Consider the following 17,473-nt stretch of genomic DNA (forward strand, 5'->3'; position numbering starts at 1 on the left):
GGCGCGTAGAGTGCGGCGATGTCGAGCTTCGCCGTCCCGCGCCTCCTCCTCGCCGCCTGCGCGGCCCTGCCCCTCCTGGCGGAGGCCGCCCGGGCCGACAGCTGCGACGACCTCACCCGCCAGATCGCCGACGCGATCGGCGGCCGGGTCAGCAAGCGCGCCGGCCCCAGCATCGACATCCGCGTGGCCGGCCCGATCAAGTTCGACGTGACCTGCCGGGCCGAGCCGATCGTGCAGGCGACCTCCGCCGAGCCGAGTCCCTCGGCGACCTTCTTCCGCGACCTGTCGGTGGCCTCCGAGATCCTCGTCGGCCAACCGGCCGCGACCGTCGAGCCGATCATCGCCACCGCCTACCGGACCGCGCTGGCGGAGCGGCGCAAGTCGTTCATCCAGCAGAACGGCTGGTCGGCGTCCTGCTACACCGACCCGGGCAGCAGCGCGATGCGGACCCTCTGCTCGGTGGGGCGCATCCCGCCGGGCTGAGGCGGACCTGAGCCGGCAGGATGCGCGACGCGGGCCCGCTCAGTACTCGATCACGCCGTCGAGCGCGTAGTGCTTCACGGTCTTCCGGTTGGCGATCAGCTCGTCGACCGTGGGCTCGCCCTTGAGGGCGCGGGCGATGGCGAGTTTCGTGGCCTCGTAGTTGGTCCGGTAGAGGTCCTTCTGGTCGAGGTTGTCGTCCTCGGCGCAGCGCTGATCGAGCCAGATCATGATGATCATGCACAGCTCGTCGAGCCCGTCCTTCGGCAGGATGCCCTCGATGATGCAGTCCACGATCGCGTCGCCGGTGGCGGCCTGGACCACGCCGCCGAGGAGCTCGGCATACTCGGCCGTGTGGATCGTGACCTTGGTGGTCATCATCGTGGCCGGGCGCACGAGCTGGTTGAGGTCGCGCACCACGAACATCCGCGTGTGGCCTTGGACCTGCCCCATCATCGACGCGAAGGCCTGACCGACCGGGCCGCGCACCGAGCCGATCAGCACCTCCGGCATGGCGTCGGTGTACTGGCCCTCGGCCGCCAGCACCGTGGCCTCGCCCGTGCGGAACCAGATCTCTTGCATGTTCGAACTCCACCTGATCGGAGCCCGCGGGAGACATCATCGGCGGCCTCGCGTCAATCGCCCCGAGGCCGGCCCCCATCCCGGCCGCCCCTGCCCTCGCCCGCGCCGCGGCGCGGGCGCAGCCCCGTGCCGCCCCGTGCCGCCCCGTATCGCCGCGATGCGGCCGCCGGCATCCGCGACGGCGCGCATCTCCACCCCCGCGCGGCCTGTGGCCTTGAGGAACGCGGACAGGCGAGGCAGGGAAGACCGGAGCGTGGCTCCGGGAGCGGTCCCGGGCCTGGCCGTTCCGGTGGGCGCGCGGCGCCGTGCCGGGCATGCGGGAGGAACACGATGGCGGAGAGCACGGACCGGGGCTCCGGCTGGAGCCTTCAGGCGAGCGCCGTGCCCGACGGGGTGCGCCTGGAACTCGCCCTCGCCGACCTCGGCGGTGCGCCGGTCACCGCCGCGATCGTGCTCGACCGGACGGAGGCCCGGGCCTTCGCCCGCGCCCTGCTGGCCGCCGCCGGCGACGCCGCGGAGCGGACGTTCCCGAAGCCGGGCGCCTGAGGGCGCGCCGCCGGCCGGTCAGCGCACGCCGAGGCCCGGATTGCGGCCCGGCAGGCGGGGGACCACGGTGCCGCGCTTCTCGATCGGCGCGTCGCAGGCGTAGGCGAACTCGGTCTTCAGCGGATCGAACACGGTCTCGCCAGTGATCCGGCAATCCTCGCGCACGGTCTCGTCGAGATAGGCCCGGGCGGCGGTGCGGAAGCGCTTCACCCGGGTGGCGCCCGGCTCCGGATCGATCCGGACCTCGCTCAGGTTGCAGCCGGTATACTCGCGCAGGGCGTTGGACACGATCAGCATCCGGCGCAGCTGCCGGTTGTCGTAGACCTCGTAGGGCTCCTTGCAGCCGATCGTGACGACCTGGGGAGTGAGCGCCACGTAGTTCCGCGAGATGTAGGAGAATCCGGTGGTGCAGCCGGCGAGGCCGAGGGCGGCGAGGCCGAGGGGCAGCAGAGCTGCGGGTCGTCGCATCCTCGTCATTCCAAGAGGGTCCCAGCCCGCACCCCGGATCCGCCGCCTTCCCGGCGGGGCGCCGCGATGCATTGAAACGGCTCCGCTTGCGCCGTCAATGCGTTTCTCGACCTTCTCCCGCGGGCGCGCCCGCGGCGCGCCGGGCCGAGCGGTGCCGCTCTTGCGGAACACTTGCGGAACGTTTAACCTGTTCGTGATTTGTTTCGGAGACCGTCACGTGGCGGTCCGCCAAGCCGCGAGTCCCCCGTCGATGCTCACGCGCAAGCAGCTGGACCTCCTGCGATTCATCCAGAGCCGGATGCAGGAATGCGGTGTCCCGCCGTCGTTCGACGAGATGAAGGATGCCCTCGATCTCAAGTCGAAATCCGGCATCCACCGGCTGATCACGGCGCTCGAGGAGCGCGGCTTCCTCCGGCGCCTCCCAAATCGGGCCCGCGCCATCGAGGTGATCCGCATCCCCGAGAGCCTGACCCAGGCCGCTCCGGCGACTCAGGCCCCCGCCGAGCCGCGCCGCTTCACGCCGAGCGTGGTCGAGGGCGGTAAGTCCAAGCAGCCGCCGGCCCCGGCGAGCACGCGGATGATCGACGAGTCCGGCCGCGCCATCTCGATCCCGGTCATGGGCCGGATCGCGGCCGGTACGCCCGTCTCGGCGATCCAGAACCAGAGCCACGCCATCACCCTGTCGCCGGACTTCGTGGCCGGCGGCGAGCACTACGCCCTCGAGGTGCGCGGCGACTCGATGGTCGAGGCGGGCATCCTGGACGGCGACCTCGTGGTCATCCGCAAGCAGGAGACGGCCAATACCGGCGACATCATCGTGGCGCTGATCGACGACGAGGAGGCGACGCTCAAGCGCCTGCGCCGCCGCGGCTCGTCGATCGCCCTCGAGGCCGCCAACCCGGCCTACGAGACCCGCGTGCTCGGGCCCGACCGGGTCCGGATCCAGGGCCGCCTCGTGAGCCTCGTCCGCCGCTACTGAAGCGGCTCGGCCGGCGCGTCGCCGGGGGCGAGGTCTCCGCCCGGCGCGGCGTCGGCCTCCGGCGTCGCGGCGATCCCGTTCTCCGCGGGGCGGTCGCCCGGCTCCGCGGTGACCGGCGACGGAGGTCCCGGCCCGCGCCCCGCGGCCGGCCGCCAGGGCACGGCGCGGCCGTCGTCCCGGGCGTAGCGCGCGGCGAAGCCGTCGCCGTCGGTCCGGAGGGCCACGGCCCCGCGGGCGGCGAGGACGCGCCGGTCGATCACCAGCGGCCCCGTGCAGGTGGGCGGCGCCGCGAGGCCCGTGATCAGCACCGCGGCGCGGGCGCAATCCTCCGGGAAGGCCCGCCGGTCCCGGACCAGGGCGACCGCCCGCCCGTCCGGCAGCCGGGCGGTGCAGCCGAGCCGGTCGCAGCGCCCGCTGCCCGACCGGACGATCAGCGCCGCGGACCGCCGCCCGTCGCCGTCCGCCTTCAGCCACTGCTCGAGGACGAAGCCCGAAGGGCTGCCGAGGGCCGCGAGCTGCCCGTCCGGGCCCCGCACCGCGGCCCCGGCGCCCTGCCGGTCGACGTAGAGGTCGTAGCGGTCGGGCCGGGCCGCGAGGACGAGCCCGAGCAGGACCGGCGGCACGGCGAGCCAGCGCAGGCGCGAGGCCGGCAGCGTCCCCAGCAGCAGGCCGGCGGTCAGCAGGGCCAGCGCCCCGGCGCCGAAGGCCGGCAGCACCAGGACCGCCCGCTCGAACCCGGCGATCCAGTCCGAGATCGCCAGCATCCCGGCCACCGCCTGCCCCATCAGCCACCAGACCGGCCGGTCGAGGGCGAAGGGATAGGCGAGGCAGCCGATCACCGCGGCGGGCATCACCACCAGGGAGACGAGCGGCAGGGTCAGGGCGTTGCCGACGAGGCCGAAGGGCTGGACCGTCTGGAAGTGGTAGGTGGCGAAGGGGGCCGTCGCGACCTGCGCCACCAGGGTCGTGGCCAGGGTCCCGGTGATCGCCGACAGGCCGGTCCCGACGAGCCGCCCGATCCGCCCGGCCCCCGGGCGCACGAGCAGCCGCCCGTCGATCAGCCGCGCGCAGGCGATCAGCCCGGCCACGGCGCCGAAGGACATCTGGAAGCTCGGGCCGAGCAGGCCCTCCGGCTCGCGGGCGAGCGCGATCAGCGCCGAGAGGGCGAGGTTGCGCATCGACAGGGCCGGCCGGTCCACCAGGATCGCGCCGAGCATGATCAGGGTCATGATCAGCGAGCGCTCGGCCGCGATGTCCCAGCCCGAGAAGGCGCAGTAGGCGGTGACGCCGACCATGGCGAAGCCGGCCGCGATCTTCTTGATCGGCCAGAGGAGCGCGCAGAGCGGCACCGCGGCGAGGAGCGCCCGCACCAGCCAGAACACCACGCCGGCGGCCAGCACCATGTGGAGGCCCGAGATCGACACCACGTGGTAGATGCCGGCGGCGCGGAGCGCGTCGTTGGTGGCCGGCCCGATGAGGCCGCGCTTGCCCGTCACCAGGGCCGCCGCCACCGCGCCCGCCTGGCCGCCGGCGGCCTCCGCGATCCGGCGCGTGAGTCCGTTGCGCGCCGCGTCGAGCGCAGCGGCGAGCCGCAGGCCCAGCGGCGGCGGCCCGGACGGTTCCCGGACGGTGACGGTGCCGATCAGCGAGCCCACCGCGCCGATCCCCTGGAAATAGGCGTCCCGGGCGAAGTCGTAGCCGCCGGGCCGGGCCGCCTCCGGGGGCGGCAGCAGCCGGGCCGTGGCGGCGACGCCGTCCCCGGGACGCGGGATCGGCGTCTTCCGGAACGAGACCCGGACCCGGGCGGGCCGCGCCTCCGGCGCGAGGCCGGCGAAGCTCTCCACCCGGATCACCAGCCGGGCGCCGACCTCGCGCTCGTCCAGGGCCTCGACCGTTCCGACGAGCGGGCCGATCGTGGTGCGGGTGAGGATCGGTGCGGCGACCTGCGAGACCCGCCAGGTCGCCGCCGCGAAGCCGAGGAACGCGGCCGCCACCGCGAGCGCCGCCGCCAGGGCCGCCGGCCGCGCGCCGAGGACGGGGACCGGCGCCAGCGCGAGGCCGGCCGCGATCAGGGGGGCGGCGAGGCTCGGCGCGCCGTCGGCCGCCGCGAAGTAGACCAGGATCCCGCCGCCGAAGGCCACCGCCAGCCAGGGGAACAGCCGGCGCTGCTCGGCCTCGCGGGCGAGGCCGGCGACGACCCAGTCGCGGAGCGCCGGGAGGGCAGCCAGGAGGGCGGCGGGAAGGGCTCGGGCGCGCGGGCCGATCAGCGCGACCGCGCCGTCCGCCCGCCTCGCGCCGATCCGCCGCATCGCCGCCGCCCCGCTCCGCGCGACCTGTCGTCGGGGCCGGGCGATTCTGCGGGCGATTCTTAACGCATCCACCGGCCCGTGCTACAGCGGGTTCTTCGTGCTACGGGCGCCCTGTCGAGCCCCTCGCCGCTCCGCCGCCCCTTCGCCGTCCGTCGCGCCCCGTCCGCGACCAGCCCCGGAACATACCGGACCGATGTCCTCAGCCGTCGTCACGCGCTTCGCCCCCTCGCCCACGGGTTACCTGCATATCGGCGGGGCCCGCACGGCCTTGTTCAACTGGCTCTACGCCCGCCACACCGGCGGCAAGATGCTGCTGCGCATCGAGGACACCGACCGCGAGCGCTCCACCAAGGGGGCGATCGACGCGATCCTCGACGGCCTCTCCTGGCTCGGCCTCGACTGGGACGGCGACGTGGTCTTCCAGTTCGCCCGCGCCGAGCGCCACCGCGCGGTCGCCGAGGAGCTGCTGGCCGCGGGCCGCGCCTATCACTGCTACGCCACCGCCGAGGAGCTCACGCAGATGCGCGAGACCGCCCGCGCGGAGGGGCGCGCCCCGCGCTACGACGGCCGCTGGCGCGACCGCGACCCGTCCGAGGCCCCCGCCGGGGTCAAGCCGGTGATCCGCCTGCGCGCCCCGACCGAGGGCGAGACCGTGGTCGAGGACGCCGTCCAGGGCCGCGTGACCTGGGCCAACAAGGACCTCGACGACCTCGTCCTGCTGCGCTCGGACGGGACGCCGACCTACATGCTCGCCGTCGTGGTCGACGACCACGACATGGGCGTCACGCAGATCATCCGCGGCGACGACCACCTCACCAACGCGGCGCGCCAGAGCCAGATCTTCTCGGCCCTCGGCTGGGACATCCCGAGGATGGCGCATATCCCGCTGATCCACGGGGCGGACGGGGCCAAGCTCTCGAAGCGCCACGGCGCGCTCGGCGTCGAGGCCTACCGCGATCTCGGCTACCTGCCGGCGGCCCTGCGCAACTACCTCGTGCGGCTCGGCTGGAGCCACGGCGACCAGGAGGTCTTCTCCACCGACGAGATGGTCGCGGCCTTCGACCTCGGCGCGGTCGGACGCTCCGCGGCGCGGTTCGACTTCGCCAAGCTTGCGAACCTCAACGGCCTCTACATCCGCACCAGCGCCGATTCCGACCTCGTCGCGGCGATCGAGACCATCCTGCCCAACGTCGGGCCGGAGCGCGGCCTGTCGGCGCCGCTGCGGCCCGATCTCAAGGACAAGCTCGTCCAGGCCATGCCGGGCCTGAAGGAGCGGGCCAAGACGCTGATCGAGCTCCTCGACAGCGCCTACTACCTCTACGCCCAGCGGCCCCTGGCGCTCGACGACAAGGCCCGCGCCCTGCTCTCCGACGAGGGGCGCGGACGCCTCGCCGGGGTGCGGCCGGTGCTCGAGGCGCTGCCCGACTGGAGCGCGACCTCCACCGAGGGCGCGGTGCGGCAGTACGCGGAATCGGCCGGCTGCAAGCTCGGGCAGGTGGCCCAACCCCTGCGCGCGGCGCTCACCGGCCGGACCACCTCCCCGCCCCTGTTCGACGTGATGGCGGTGCTCGGCCGGGAGGAAAGCCTGGCGCGCCTCGGGGATCAGGCGCCGCAGGGCTGAGGCCGGGCTGAGGGCAGGGACGAGGCGGCGCTGGGACCGCTGCGCGCGGACCGGGAGCGGACAGGGAACTGCCGGCCCCGACCCGGATTGCGTTGGGTGGAAATCGGTTGGCGGAATTCGCTTGGCGACGGGGGCGGGTTGTCACCGACCCCGTTGCTGCTGCACTGCCGTTTGGGTAACCCATGGCTGTGAGCACCCGCAGCATAATGCGTGTGCTCAGGCCCCCGGGACCGACTCGGGCAGCCCGAGGCCGGCATCCGCCACGTCGCCAGAGAAGGGTCCACGATCCATGAGCGCACCCAGCACCATCACCGTGGACGGCAAGTCGATCGAACTGCCGGTGAAAACCGGCACGATCGGGCCGGACGTGATCGATATCGGCAAGCTCTACGCCCAGACCGGCGCCTTCACCTTCGACCCGGGCTTCACCTCGACGGCCTCGTGCGAGTCGAAGATCACCTACATCGACGGTGACGAGGGCGTGCTGCTCTACCGCGGCTACCCGATCGAGCAGCTCGCCGAGAAGGGCGACTTCCTCGAGACCTGCTACCTGATGCTGTTCGGCGCCCTGCCGACCGCCGCCCAGCGGGCCGATTTCGAGTACCGGGTCACGCGCCACACCATGGTGCACGACCAGATGAACCGGTTCTTCACCGGCTTCCGCCGCGACGCGCACCCGATGGCCGTCATGGTCGCCTCGGTGGGCGCCCTGTCGGCCTTCTACCACGATTCCACCGACATCACGGACGAGAGCCAGCGGCTGATCGCGTCGATCCGCATGATCGCCAAGATGCCGACGCTCGCCGCGATGGCCTACAAGTACTCGATCGGCCAGCCCTTCGTGTACCCGAAGAACGACCTCGACTATACGTCGAACTTCCTGCGCATGTGCTACGCGGTGCCGTGCGAGGAGTACGAGGTGAACCCGGTCTTCGCCCGGGCACTCGACAAGATCTTCATCCTGCACGCCGACCACGAGCAGAACGCCTCGACCTCGACGGTGCGGCTCGCCGGCTCCTCGGGCGCCAACCCCTTCGCCTGCATCGCGGCCGGCATCGCCTGCCTGTGGGGCCCGGCCCATGGCGGCGCCAACGAGGCGGCCCTCAAGATGCTGATGGAGATCGGCACCCCCGAGAATGTCAGCAAGTACGTCGCCAAGGCCAAGGACAAGAACGACCCGTTCCGCCTGATGGGCTTCGGCCACCGCGTCTACAAGAACTACGACCCGCGCGCGCGGATCATGCAGAACACCACGCACCAGGTGCTCAAGGAGCTCGGCAAGACCGACGACCCGCTGCTCCACGTCGCCATGGAGCTGGAGCAGATCGCGCTCAAGGACGAGTACTTCATCGAGAAGAAGCTCTACCCGAACATCGACTTCTACTCGGGCATCACCCTCAAGGCGATGGGCTTCCCCACCGACATGTTCACCGTGCTGTTCGCGGTGGCCCGCACCGTCGGCTGGATCGCCCAGTGGGCCGAGATGATCGAGGACCCGTCGCAGAAGATCGGCCGTCCGCGCCAGCTCTACGTCGGTCCGGCCCAGCGCGACTACGTGGCCGTGGACCAGCGCGGCTGAGGCGGGACCACCTGCCCCGGGAAGCGTCGAGCGGGGCGGCCGAGAGGCCGCCCTTCGCGTTCGCGGAGGTGATCGAACGCCGCCTGCCCGTCCGGCCGCCCTACGACTGGCCGGCGATCCGCGCGTTCCTCGCCAAGCGGGCGATCCCGGGCGTCGAGACGACGGATCCCGCGGCTTCCTACGCGCGCACGATCAGCGTCGCGGGGCGGCACGGGCTCCTGACGGTGGCACCGGGCGCGGATTGCCTGCACGTCGCGCTGCGCGGCGTCGAGGCCGGGCACGAAGACGCCGTCGCGGGACGCCTGCGCCGCCTGTTCGACTGCGACGCCGACCCGGCCGCCGTCGCGGCCTGCCTCGGCGGGGATCCGGTCCTGGCCCCGCTCGTCGCGGCGCGGCCGGGCTTGCGCCTGCCGGGGGCCTGGGACCCGTTCGAGACCGGCTGCCGGGCGATCCTCGGCCAGCAGGTCTCGGTGGCGGCCGCGATCGGCCTCGCGGGCAGGCTGGTGGCGGCATTCGGGACGCCGCTGGCGGAGCCGGCAGGCGGTCTGACCCACGTGTTTCCCGCGCCGACCGATCTGGTCGAGGCGGATGTCGCGCTGGCGCTCAACATGCCGCGGGCCCGCGGCGCGGCGATCCGGGCGCTGGCCGCGGCGGCGCTGGCCGATCCGGACCTGTTCGCCCCGGCGGAGTCGCTCGAGGCCGCGGTGCTGCGCTTCACGGCGATCCGCGGGATCGGTCCCTGGACGGCGCAGTACATCGCCATGCGGGCGCTCAAGCTGCCGGACGCCCTGCCGGTGGGCGATGTCGGGCTGCTGCGGGCGCTGGAGAGCGGCACCGGCCGTCCGAGCCCGGCGGCGCTCCTGGCCCGGGCCGAGGCGTGGCGGCCGTATCGCGCCTACGCGGCGCAGCACCTCTGGGCGGCGGACGAAGCATCCGCGACGGGGCGATGAGGCGACCGAGAGGTTCATGTTCCGCATCGCCGATATCGGCTAAGCTTGCGGCCGGCCGGGGGGCTCAGGTTCGATGTCGGAAGCGGACAGCGAAGCGCGCGACACGCTTGTTGCGAACGAGCGGATCAAGTTCACGGCCACCTACGCCAACGGCCTCGCGGTCGCGATCTTCGCCGTCGGCGGTTTCGCGCCGTTCATCTCGACTGCCCTGTCGGATCGTCCGCACTTCGCGCCCGTGCTCATCGCCATGGTGGTTTGCTGGATCATGAGTGGCGCCATACATTGGGCTGTGAGGCGCGCATTGCGGAACCTTCGCCCATGACGACAGCTCAGCTTCTTCTCCTGCTCGCGGTTCCGATCGGCGGCGGCGTGCTAGCCTTCGGTGCGCTCTGGCTCGCCCAGCGGGCGCATTGAGGACTGGCCCTCCGCACCGCGGGAACCGTTCCAGACACTCCCAATCGCGCCCGCATCTCGAGGGGCGGCGGAGCCGCCTCGAAGGCGGGCTCCAGGGATTGCGCGGCTGACCGGAGGTCTCCCCCCGAGGCGACTCCTCTCCGGCATCTCAGGATGAGGTGGTGGGTCGGGAATCCTTCACCCTCCGCGGCTCCTCACCGCCCGAAACGCTCGAATTTCGGGAAGCTGCGCGCCATCATCAGCCCGACCTCGGCGCGGTGACCGAGCCACTTCTCCAGCACCGATGCGTTGGCGAGCCGGCCCTCGGCCGAGCCGTCCTGCCAGGGCAGGCCGTCGGCGAGCTTGAACACGTGCGCGTCGAGCAGCGTCCCGCTGCGGCAGCGCTGCAGCCGGACCCCCTTGCCGCGGGCGAGCTCCGCCACCTCGGAGACCGGGAAGACCAGCAGCAGCTTCTCGGTGTTCACCACCGCCACGTGATCGCCGTCGGCCGGCACCAGCACGGCGGCCGTGGCGTCGCCGTCGAGGCCGAGCACGCTCTTGCCCTTGCGGGTGTTGGCCACGAGCGCGTCGGCCGGCGCCACGAAGCCGCGTCCGTCCGAGCCGGCGATCAGCAGCTTGGTCTCCGGCCGGTACGGCAGCGCCGCCACGATCTCGGTGCCGTCGTCGAGGTCGGCCATCAGCCGGACCGGGTCGCCGAAGCCGCGGCCGCCCGGCAGCTTCGAGGCCTCGAGCGTGAACACCTTGCCGTTGGTGGCGAGCAGCAGGATCTTCTGGGTCGTCTCGGTCGGGAAGGCGATCTTCAGGGTGTCGTCGCCCTTGAACGCGACGCCCGAGAGATCGGCGACGTGGCCCTTGAGCGCCCGGATCCAGCCCTTGGTCGAGACGATCACGGTGATCGGCTCGCGCTCGACCAGGGCCGCCGTGAAGTCGATGCCGCCGACATCCGGCGGGCTCGCCAGCGTCGTGCGGCGCTTGCCCAGCTTGGTCTCGGGCCCGAAGGTCTTCTTCACCGCGCGGATCTGCGCCTGGATCGCCTTCCACTGCGCCGGCTCGGAGGCGAGGAGCGCGTCGATCTCGGCCTTCTCGGCGGTGAGCGCCTCGAACTCGCGCTTCAGCTCCATCTCCTCCAGCTTGCGTAAGGAGCGCAGCCGGGTGTCGAGGATGGCGTTGGCCTGCACCTCGGTCAGCTCGAACCGGGCCATGAGGGCGGCTTTCGGCTCGTCCTCCTCGCGGATGATGCGGATCACCTCGTCGAGGTCGAGGTAGACGATGAGCAGGCCGCCCAGGATCTCGAGGCGCCGGTCGATCTGGCCGAGGCGGTAGCGCGAGCGGCGCTGCAGGACCACGCGGCGGTGGTCGACCCACTCGCGCAGGCACTCGGCGAGGCCGATCACCTTCGGCACGAGGCCGCCGACCAGGACGTTGAGGTTGAGCGGGATGCGGGTCTCGAGTTCCGTGAGCCGGAACAGCGATTCCATCAGGATCACCGGGTCGACCGTGCGCGAGCGCGGCTCCAGCACCACGCGCACGTCCTCGGCCGACTCGTCGCGCACGTCGGCGAGCAGCGGCAGCTTCTTCTCCTGCAGCAGCTCGGCCATCTTCTCGATCAGCCGGCCCTTCGGGATGCCGTAGGGAATCTCGGTGACGACGATGTTCCAGGTGCCGCGGCCGAGATCCTCCTTGGCCCAGCGGGCACGGACCCGGAAGGCGCCCCGCCCGGTCCGGTAGGCCTCGGCGATCGACTCGGCCGAGTCGACGAGGATGCCGCCGGTCGGGAAGTCCGGCCCCTGGACGAACTTGGCGAGCTGCCCCGAGGTCGCCTCGGGATGGTTGATCAGGTAGAGCGCCGCGTCGCACAGCTCGGCTGCGTTGTGCGGCGGGATCGAGGTCGCCATGCCGACCGCGATGCCCTGGCTGCCGTTGGCGAGCAGGTTCGGGAAGGCCGCCGGCAGGACGATCGGCTCCTCCTTCTCGCCGTTGTAGGACGGGCGGAAGTCGACCGTGTCCTCGTCGATCCCGTCGAGCAGGAGGCGCGCGACCTCGGTGAGCCGCGCCTCGGTGTAGCGGTAGGCCGCGGGACCGTCGCCGTCGATGTTGCCGAAATTGCCCTGGCCGTCGACCAGCGGGTAGCGCTGGGCGAAATCCTGGGAGAGCCGGACGAGCGCGTCGTAGATCGCCTGGTCGCCGTGGGGGTGGAAGTCGCCCATCACGTCGCCGACGATCTTGGCGCACTTCTTGTGCGCGGTGGTCGGGTCGAGGCGCAGCAGCCGCATCCCGTACAGGATGCGCCGGTGCACGGGCTTCAGCCCGTCGCGGGCATCCGGCAGGGCCCGGTGCATGATCGTGGAGAGCGCGTAGGCGAGGTAGCGCTCCTCCAGCGCGGATTTCAGCTCGACGCTCTCGATCCCGTCGCCGGACGGCGGCTCGAAGGGCTGGCCCATGACGGCTCCTCACTACAACGTCTTCACCGCGCGCCGTCATTCCGGGGCCGCGCAGCGGGGCCCGGAATCCAGAGCCGCCGACGTCCCGCGCGTGCGCGCGGACGGTGGTTCTGGATTCCGGGCGCGCCTTCGGCACCCGGAACGACGACGGGGTATCAAGAACAGAACACGAACATTACCCGGCCTCGCGGCCGAGCGCAACGAATCGCGCCCGCTCCTCGGGCGGCCCGAGGCCGCGGGGGCCCCAGACGTGCCGGTCGAGGAAGTACCCCGTCAAGGTAAACCCTTGGGCAACGCCGTCGGGACCCGGGGAACCGCCCGCGTGCAGGAAGGTCGGGAGCGCCAGGAGACGGTCCCGGTAGGGCTCGCCGGCCGAGGCGCTGACCGCCCGGCCGCTCTTCGGCGACACGTAGGCCAGGGCGTCGTTGCCGCCGGTGGCCGCGCAGGCGGTGAGGTCGAGGCCGAAGCCGAGTTCCGACAGGATCGCCAGCTCGAACCGCACCATCAGGGGCGGGGCGATGGCGGGGTCGTCGAGGTGCTCGACCAGGATCCCCGCCGCCGCGTAGAGCGCCGGATGCGGGTCGCGCTCGGGGAGGAGCCGCAGCAGCGCGGCCATGTGGTTCATGCCGTAGAGGGCGAGGCTCGACCCGATCAGCCGCGAGACCTGCGAGTCCAGGGGCTCGACCGCGTAGGCGCCGAGACCCTCGTCGAGGCGCGCCCGCCACGTCACGCGGACCCGGTTCCCGGCCTGCAGCACGGGCTGCATCCGGCGCGAGCGCCCACCGTGCACGAGGCCGAGATGGCGCCCGTGGGCCTCGGTCATGGCCTCGAGGATGACGCCGGTCTCCCCGTGCCGGCGCAGGCCGAGCACCAGGGCGTCGTCGGTCCACTGCATCGAACGTCGCGTCTTCGTGTGAGAGATCGGGTGAGAGGCGCGCTTCGCGCCTGTCTCTCATATAGGGGGCCGCGGCCGCCGGCGCTGCCCCGCGCGGTCCCAGCCTCGGGCAACCTTGGCCGGGTAGCGATGACCGATGCCGCTCCGCGCCGCCCTCGCCGCCCTGCTGGTCCTCCTCGCCGCCGGCGCGCAGGCCGCGCCGCGCGCACCGAAGCCCGCTGCCGAGCCCGCCGCCGAGGCCGACCCCTCCCCGGCCCTCCTCCGGCGGATCGCCGCCCTGGTGCTGAGGCAGGTCGATTTCGGCGCGGTCTCGCTGCTGCCGGTGCGGTTCGCGGGCAGCCGGATCGCCGGGCCGATCGCCGAGGGGGGCGGGGTGATCTACTGCGTGTCGGGCCGGATGTACGGCCGGACCTTCGGCAAGCCCGAGCGCCCGAGGGTGGCGCTGCGCTACGACAACGACCGGCTCACGGTGCTCGACGACGACGAGGTCTGCACCGGACACCGCACCCGGCCCTTCCCCGAACTCGACGCGCTGGGCAACAAGCCGTGAGGCCCGGGCGTTGAGGGCCCATGCCCGCCGCGTCCGCCCGCACCCTCGACCTTAGCCTCGACCTGATCGCCCGCGCCCATTCCGTCCCGATCCCCGACGACCCGCGCGCGCTCGAGGTTCTGTCGGACGCCGAGTTGCGCCCGGGGCTCGACGCGATCGTCGCCGGGCGCGAGGGCAGCGACCTCTGGGTCTTCGCCTACGGCTCGCTGATGTGGAACCCGGAATTCCCGGTGGCCGAGCGCCGGATCGGGACGGTGCGCGGCTTCCACCGCCGCTTCTGCCTGCTCCAGCGGCGGTTCCGCGGCACGCCGGAACGGCCGGGCTTCGTCCTGGCGCTGGACCGCGGTGGCCTGTGCCGGGGTGTGGCCTTTCGCCTGCCCGGCATGGAGATCCGCGAGGCGCTGATGCCGGTCTGGCGCCGCGAGATGCGCGGCCGCGGCTACGTCGCCCGCTGGCTGCCGGTCGCCACCGAGGCCGGGACCGTCCCGGCCCTGACCTTCCTGGCGAACCGCGCCAGCGACCGCTACGCCGGACGCCTCTCGGATTCCGAGATCGCCGAGAAGATCGCCGCGGCCTGCGGCCACAAAGGGCCGAGCGCCGAGTACCTGTTCCGGACCGTGGAGGCCTGCGAGCGCCTCGGCATCCGCGACCGCCACCTCTGGAGCCTCCAGGCCCTCGTGGCCGCGCGCCTCAGGGCCTGCGCGCCCGGGGGGTGAGACCGTCTCCTGTCGAGCGCGTCGGTGCAGCCGTGCTCGCGAGGACGGTCGCGTTGACCGGGCAGCGGTTCAGATCCAGGCCCGCTTGGTCGCGACCACGAGGCGCCCGCCGCCGTGCTCCGCGTCCGGATTGCGCAGCTCCCGGATGCCGGGGGCGCGGCCGGTGGTGACGTAGACGAGGAGGGTGAGGACGAGCAGGATCTTCGTGCGCATGGCGACGCTCAAGGTTGAGCGTCGGTGCATAGGAACGATCGGTTTTTACCGAGTTGCTGCAGTGCACGCGGGCGCGCCGGCGGACGATTCCCTGCGGACGTGGTGAACGGAGGGTTGCGATGCGGCCGCGATCGTCTATGCCGCCGGCCCGTGATGTCCACAGGCGGAGGATGGGATGCGGCTCCGGATCGGCGTGGCCCTGGCGGTGGTCGTCATCGCCGCCGTTGCTCTGCTTGCCGGGCCGCTGAGCCGCGGCGACAGCCTGTCCGACATCCTGACCGGCCGGACCCCCCTGCTCGCCGGCAGCGCCCGGGCGCCCGGCGGCAGCGCGGACCTGACCGGCACCGCGACCCTCGCGGCGGACCAGCGGCCGGCGACCCTGCACGTCGCCTGCGATCCGGGCGGCACCGGCCTGTCGGCGGCGCTGACCGTGCCGCGCTTCGCCGAACTGGCGCCGCGCTTCGATTTCGCGGGCCTCGAAGGGGCCGACAGCGAGAAGCCCCTGACCGGCCTCCTGGTCTCCAGCGCCGGCAGCGTGCGCTCCGTGCGCATGCCGGTCCGCGGCGCCGCGACCGGGGCCGATGCGGGCTTCACGCTGACGGTGGCGGGCGCGCGCCGCGGCGAGGATCCGCTGCGCGGGGTCGCCCTGGCCCTCGTCCAGCCCGGGACGAAGCTGACCTGGACGCAGGCGAGCCCGCGCGGCGAGGACCCGACCCTGACGGCCACGTTCACGGTGGCGGAGGCCGACGCCGCCGCGCTGAAGGGCGCCCTGAGCGGCTGCCTCGCGGCGCCGTTCTAGGGTCGCGATCGCGGCGGTCGGCCACCCCGGCCCGTTCGTCGCGGCCGCAGCGCACCGGAGCCGGTCAACCGGCGTGGCTGATCCCCTCGATGGCGCGGATGCGCGGCACGGCGAAATCGGTGAATGCGCGGACGACCGGGCGCATGTGGCGGACCGAAGGGTAGACCAGATAGGCGTCCGTCGAGCGCACCTCGTACGCGGGCAGGACGCGGACGAGGTGGCCGGCCGCCAAGTCCTCGGCGACCAGCAGGTGCTGGACCGGGCCCATGTACCGTCCCGCGCGCAGTTCGGCCAACAGCACCTCCGCGCTGTTGGTCCGCAGGGCCGGGCGGACGGCGAGGCTCAGCGTCTCGCGCCCGTGCTGGAGTACGAGCGTGTTCCGGTCGTCCAGGGCCGACGTGGTCGTCACGAGGGCCCGGTCGGCGATCTGCCCGGGCGCGTCGATGCCGCCGGCCCGCGCCAAGTATGCCGGGGCGGCGACCAGGATTCGGCGCACCCAGCCGAGTCGCCGCGTCACGACGTCCTGCCCGTGGGGCCGGCCGTAGCGGAGCGCGAGGTCGTAATCCTCGTAGACGAGGTCGATCAGTCGGTTGTCCAGCACGAGATCGACCGTGACCCGCGGATTCTCGGCCTGGAACGCCGCCACGATCCGGTGCAGATGGGCCGCCCCGATGCAGGCGGGCGCGTGCAGCCGCAGCCGGCCTTCGATGCGGCCAGCCTCGGTGCGGGCATCTTCCAGGGCGGCGTCGATCGTGGCGAGCGCGGGCTGACAGGCCGCGTAGAGCCGCTGGCCCTGCTGGGTCGGACGCACCCCGTTCGAGGAGCCGCGCGCCGACCTGGGCCTCCAGATTGCGCAGATGCTTGCTGATCGCCGGCTGCGACACCGCGAGGTCGCGTGCGGCCGCGGTCATCGAGCCGCGCTCGACGGTCCGGAGGAACGCGCGCAGGGCCAGCGTCAGATCCATGGATGCCATCCGGTTATGGGTGCGATCACCCCATAGCCGATGGACGGGGCGGCAGCGTGGCGGTTCTGTGCGTCGTCGCCAGACCTCGGAGCGCAGCATCGATGTTTCCGACCCGCCGCAGCCTGCTCGCCGGCACGCCCCTGCTCGTCGCCGGCTGCGTCACCCGCGAGCCGCGCCCCGTCGCCGCGCTGCGCCCGCCCGTCGACCCGGCCTACACGGCCCTCTACGCCGCGCTGCGCCCGCCCGTCGACCCGGCCTACACGGCCCTCTACGCCGCGCTCGACGGCGAGCCCTTCCCCGTGCCGGCGGTGGACCTGTCCGCGATAGACCCGCGCTTCCTGCGCCGGGAAGTGGCCTACGCCACGGCCGAGCCGCCGGGCACGATCGTGGTCGATCCTTCGGCGCGCTACGCCTACCTCGTGCGCGAGGGCGGGCGCGCCATCCGCTACGGCGTGGGCGTCGGTCGCGATGAGGCGTTCAACTTCCGAGGCGCGGCCGTCATCGCCCGCAAGGCCGAATGGCCGCGCTGGACGCCGACCCAGGCCATGATCAAGCGGGAGCCCGAGCGCTACGGGCCCTATGCCGGCGGCCTGCCCGGCGGGGCCGGCAATCCGCTCGGTCCGCGGGCGCTCTACCTCTATCGGGACGGCGGCGACACGCTCTACCGCCTGCACGGCACCACGGAGCCGCAGACCATCGGCACGATGGTGTCGTCGGGCTGCGTCCGGTTCCTGAACCAGGACATCATCGACCTGTACGCCCGCGTGCCGGTGGGGAGCCGGGCGGTGGTGCTGGCGGCCAGCGGGACGGCGGCGAGCTGAGGGCCTCGACGAGCACGCACCTACAACTCCCGGCGACAGAACTCACAAAAGCCGACCCGTCCTTGCGAGCGGAGCGAAGCAACCCCGTGTCGCGCGCCCTCATCGAGCGTGGCGCGTCCCTGGATCGCTTCGCTCCGCTCGCGAA

18 protein-coding genes and 1 pseudogene are annotated in these 17,473 nt (G+C 72.9%); 11 read left to right on the top strand and 8 right to left on the bottom strand.

The window, feature by feature from the left end; genetic code table 11:
* Window positions 1-18: 18 nt before the first annotated feature.
* The gene (locus tag BLW78_RS13760) at window positions 19-483 is read left to right on the top strand and encodes a hypothetical protein (protein ID WP_091680272.1); all 465 of its coding nucleotides are present in this window, start codon (window positions 19-21) and stop codon (window positions 481-483) included.
* Between the two features lie 39 nt (window positions 484-522).
* On the opposite strand, the gene fae is transcribed toward BLW78_RS13760, so the two are convergent.
* Window positions 523-1,062, bottom strand: coding sequence for a formaldehyde-activating enzyme (fae, locus tag BLW78_RS13765; protein ID WP_020092273.1), 540 nt, complete (start codon window positions 1,060-1,062; stop codon window positions 523-525).
* A 330-nt stretch (window positions 1,063-1,392) separates the two neighbouring features.
* On the opposite strand from fae, the gene BLW78_RS13770 reads away from it, so the two are divergent.
* Entirely contained in the window at window positions 1,393-1,608 is a 216-nt protein-coding gene (locus tag BLW78_RS13770; RefSeq protein WP_020092272.1) for a hypothetical protein, read from the top strand.
* 18 nt (window positions 1,609-1,626) lie between these two features.
* Here BLW78_RS13770 and BLW78_RS13775 read toward each other — a convergent pair whose 3' ends face one another.
* On the bottom strand, window positions 1,627-2,076 hold the full coding sequence (locus tag BLW78_RS13775) for a hypothetical protein (protein ID WP_026604787.1): 450 nt from the start codon (window positions 2,074-2,076) through the stop codon (window positions 1,627-1,629).
* 250 nt (window positions 2,077-2,326) lie between these two features.
* Between BLW78_RS13775 and lexA the strand changes: the two genes are divergently transcribed.
* Complete coding sequence (gene lexA, locus BLW78_RS13780) at window positions 2,327-3,055, top strand: transcriptional repressor LexA (protein ID WP_020092270.1); 729 nt, start codon at window positions 2,327-2,329, stop codon at window positions 3,053-3,055.
* On the opposite strand, the gene BLW78_RS13785 is transcribed toward lexA, so the two are convergent.
* Window positions 3,049-5,364 carry a ComEC/Rec2 family competence protein gene (locus tag BLW78_RS13785; protein ID WP_091680273.1) on the bottom strand — a complete coding sequence of 772 codons (2,316 nt, stop codon included), beginning with the start codon at window positions 5,362-5,364 and terminating at the stop codon, window positions 3,049-3,051. The two genes, lexA and BLW78_RS13785, sit on opposite strands and share 7 nt — an antisense overlap.
* Before the next feature lie 193 nt (window positions 5,365-5,557).
* Here BLW78_RS13785 and gltX point away from each other — a divergent pair, with 193 nt between their 5' ends.
* The 4 genes from gltX (at window position 5,558) to BLW78_RS13805 (ending at window position 9,836) form a co-directional block, all read left to right on the top strand.
* On the top strand, window positions 5,558-6,985 hold the full coding sequence (gene gltX, locus BLW78_RS13790; protein ID WP_091680275.1) for a glutamate--tRNA ligase: 1,428 nt from the start codon (window positions 5,558-5,560) through the stop codon (window positions 6,983-6,985).
* A 289-nt stretch (window positions 6,986-7,274) separates the two neighbouring features.
* Window positions 7,275-8,564, top strand: coding sequence for a citrate synthase (gltA, locus tag BLW78_RS13795; RefSeq protein ID WP_020092267.1), 1,290 nt, complete (start codon window positions 7,275-7,277; stop codon window positions 8,562-8,564).
* Between the two features lie 68 nt (window positions 8,565-8,632).
* A complete protein-coding gene (locus tag BLW78_RS13800) occupies window positions 8,633-9,514 on the top strand; it encodes a DNA-3-methyladenine glycosylase family protein (protein WP_091680277.1) in 882 nt (293 codons plus the stop codon).
* A 73-nt stretch (window positions 9,515-9,587) separates the two neighbouring features.
* Window positions 9,588-9,836, top strand: a complete 249-nt coding sequence (locus BLW78_RS13805) for a hypothetical protein (protein ID WP_020092265.1) — start codon at window positions 9,588-9,590, stop codon at window positions 9,834-9,836.
* Between the two features lie 286 nt (window positions 9,837-10,122).
* Here the strand turns inward: BLW78_RS13805 and parC are convergent, their stop codons facing one another.
* Entirely contained in the window at window positions 10,123-12,369 is a 2,247-nt protein-coding gene (parC, locus tag BLW78_RS13810; protein ID WP_042674740.1) for a DNA topoisomerase IV subunit A, read from the bottom strand.
* A 175-nt stretch (window positions 12,370-12,544) separates the two neighbouring features.
* The gene (recO, locus tag BLW78_RS13815; protein ID WP_020092262.1) at window positions 12,545-13,264 is read right to left on the bottom strand and encodes a DNA repair protein RecO; all 720 of its coding nucleotides are present in this window, start codon (window positions 13,262-13,264) and stop codon (window positions 12,545-12,547) included.
* Window positions 13,265-13,400: 136 nt separating this feature from the next.
* On the opposite strand from recO, the gene BLW78_RS13820 reads away from it, so the two are divergent.
* Together BLW78_RS13820 and BLW78_RS13825 are read left to right on the top strand one after the other, a co-directional pair.
* Entirely contained in the window at window positions 13,401-13,814 is a 414-nt protein-coding gene (locus BLW78_RS13820; RefSeq protein ID WP_091680278.1) for a hypothetical protein, read from the top strand.
* 20 nt (window positions 13,815-13,834) lie between these two features.
* Window positions 13,835-14,530 (top strand): gamma-glutamylcyclotransferase, encoded by a 696-nt coding sequence (locus BLW78_RS13825; protein ID WP_091680280.1) that lies wholly within the window; start codon window positions 13,835-13,837, stop codon window positions 14,528-14,530.
* 69 nt (window positions 14,531-14,599) lie between these two features.
* Here BLW78_RS13825 and BLW78_RS31365 read toward each other — a convergent pair whose 3' ends face one another.
* Window positions 14,600-14,743 (bottom strand): hypothetical protein, encoded by a 144-nt coding sequence (locus BLW78_RS31365; protein ID WP_170855152.1) that lies wholly within the window; start codon window positions 14,741-14,743, stop codon window positions 14,600-14,602.
* A 175-nt stretch (window positions 14,744-14,918) separates the two neighbouring features.
* On the opposite strand from BLW78_RS31365, the gene BLW78_RS13830 reads away from it, so the two are divergent.
* Window positions 14,919-15,542: a hypothetical protein gene (locus tag BLW78_RS13830; RefSeq protein ID WP_091680281.1), complete on the top strand. Its 624-nt coding sequence runs from the start codon at window positions 14,919-14,921 to the stop codon at window positions 15,540-15,542.
* A 64-nt stretch (window positions 15,543-15,606) separates the two neighbouring features.
* Here BLW78_RS13830 and BLW78_RS13835 read toward each other — a convergent pair whose 3' ends face one another.
* Window positions 15,607-16,353 (bottom strand): substrate binding domain-containing protein, encoded by a 747-nt coding sequence (locus BLW78_RS13835; protein ID WP_348272445.1) that lies wholly within the window; start codon window positions 16,351-16,353, stop codon window positions 15,607-15,609.
* 58 nt (window positions 16,354-16,411) lie between these two features.
* Window positions 16,412-16,606: pseudogene (locus tag BLW78_RS32165) on the bottom strand (LysR family transcriptional regulator); the annotation flags it as partial.
* Window positions 16,607-16,608: 2 nt separating this feature from the next.
* Here BLW78_RS32165 and BLW78_RS13840 point away from each other — a divergent pair.
* Window positions 16,609-17,328, top strand: a complete 720-nt coding sequence (locus tag BLW78_RS13840) for a L,D-transpeptidase (protein WP_091680283.1) — start codon at window positions 16,609-16,611, stop codon at window positions 17,326-17,328.
* Window positions 17,329-17,473 lie beyond the last annotated feature (145 nt).

The sequence above is a fragment of the Methylobacterium sp. 275MFSha3.1 genome (genome assembly GCF_900108435.1).
In the GTDB taxonomy this organism is placed as follows: Bacteria; Pseudomonadota; Alphaproteobacteria; order Rhizobiales; family Beijerinckiaceae; genus Methylobacterium.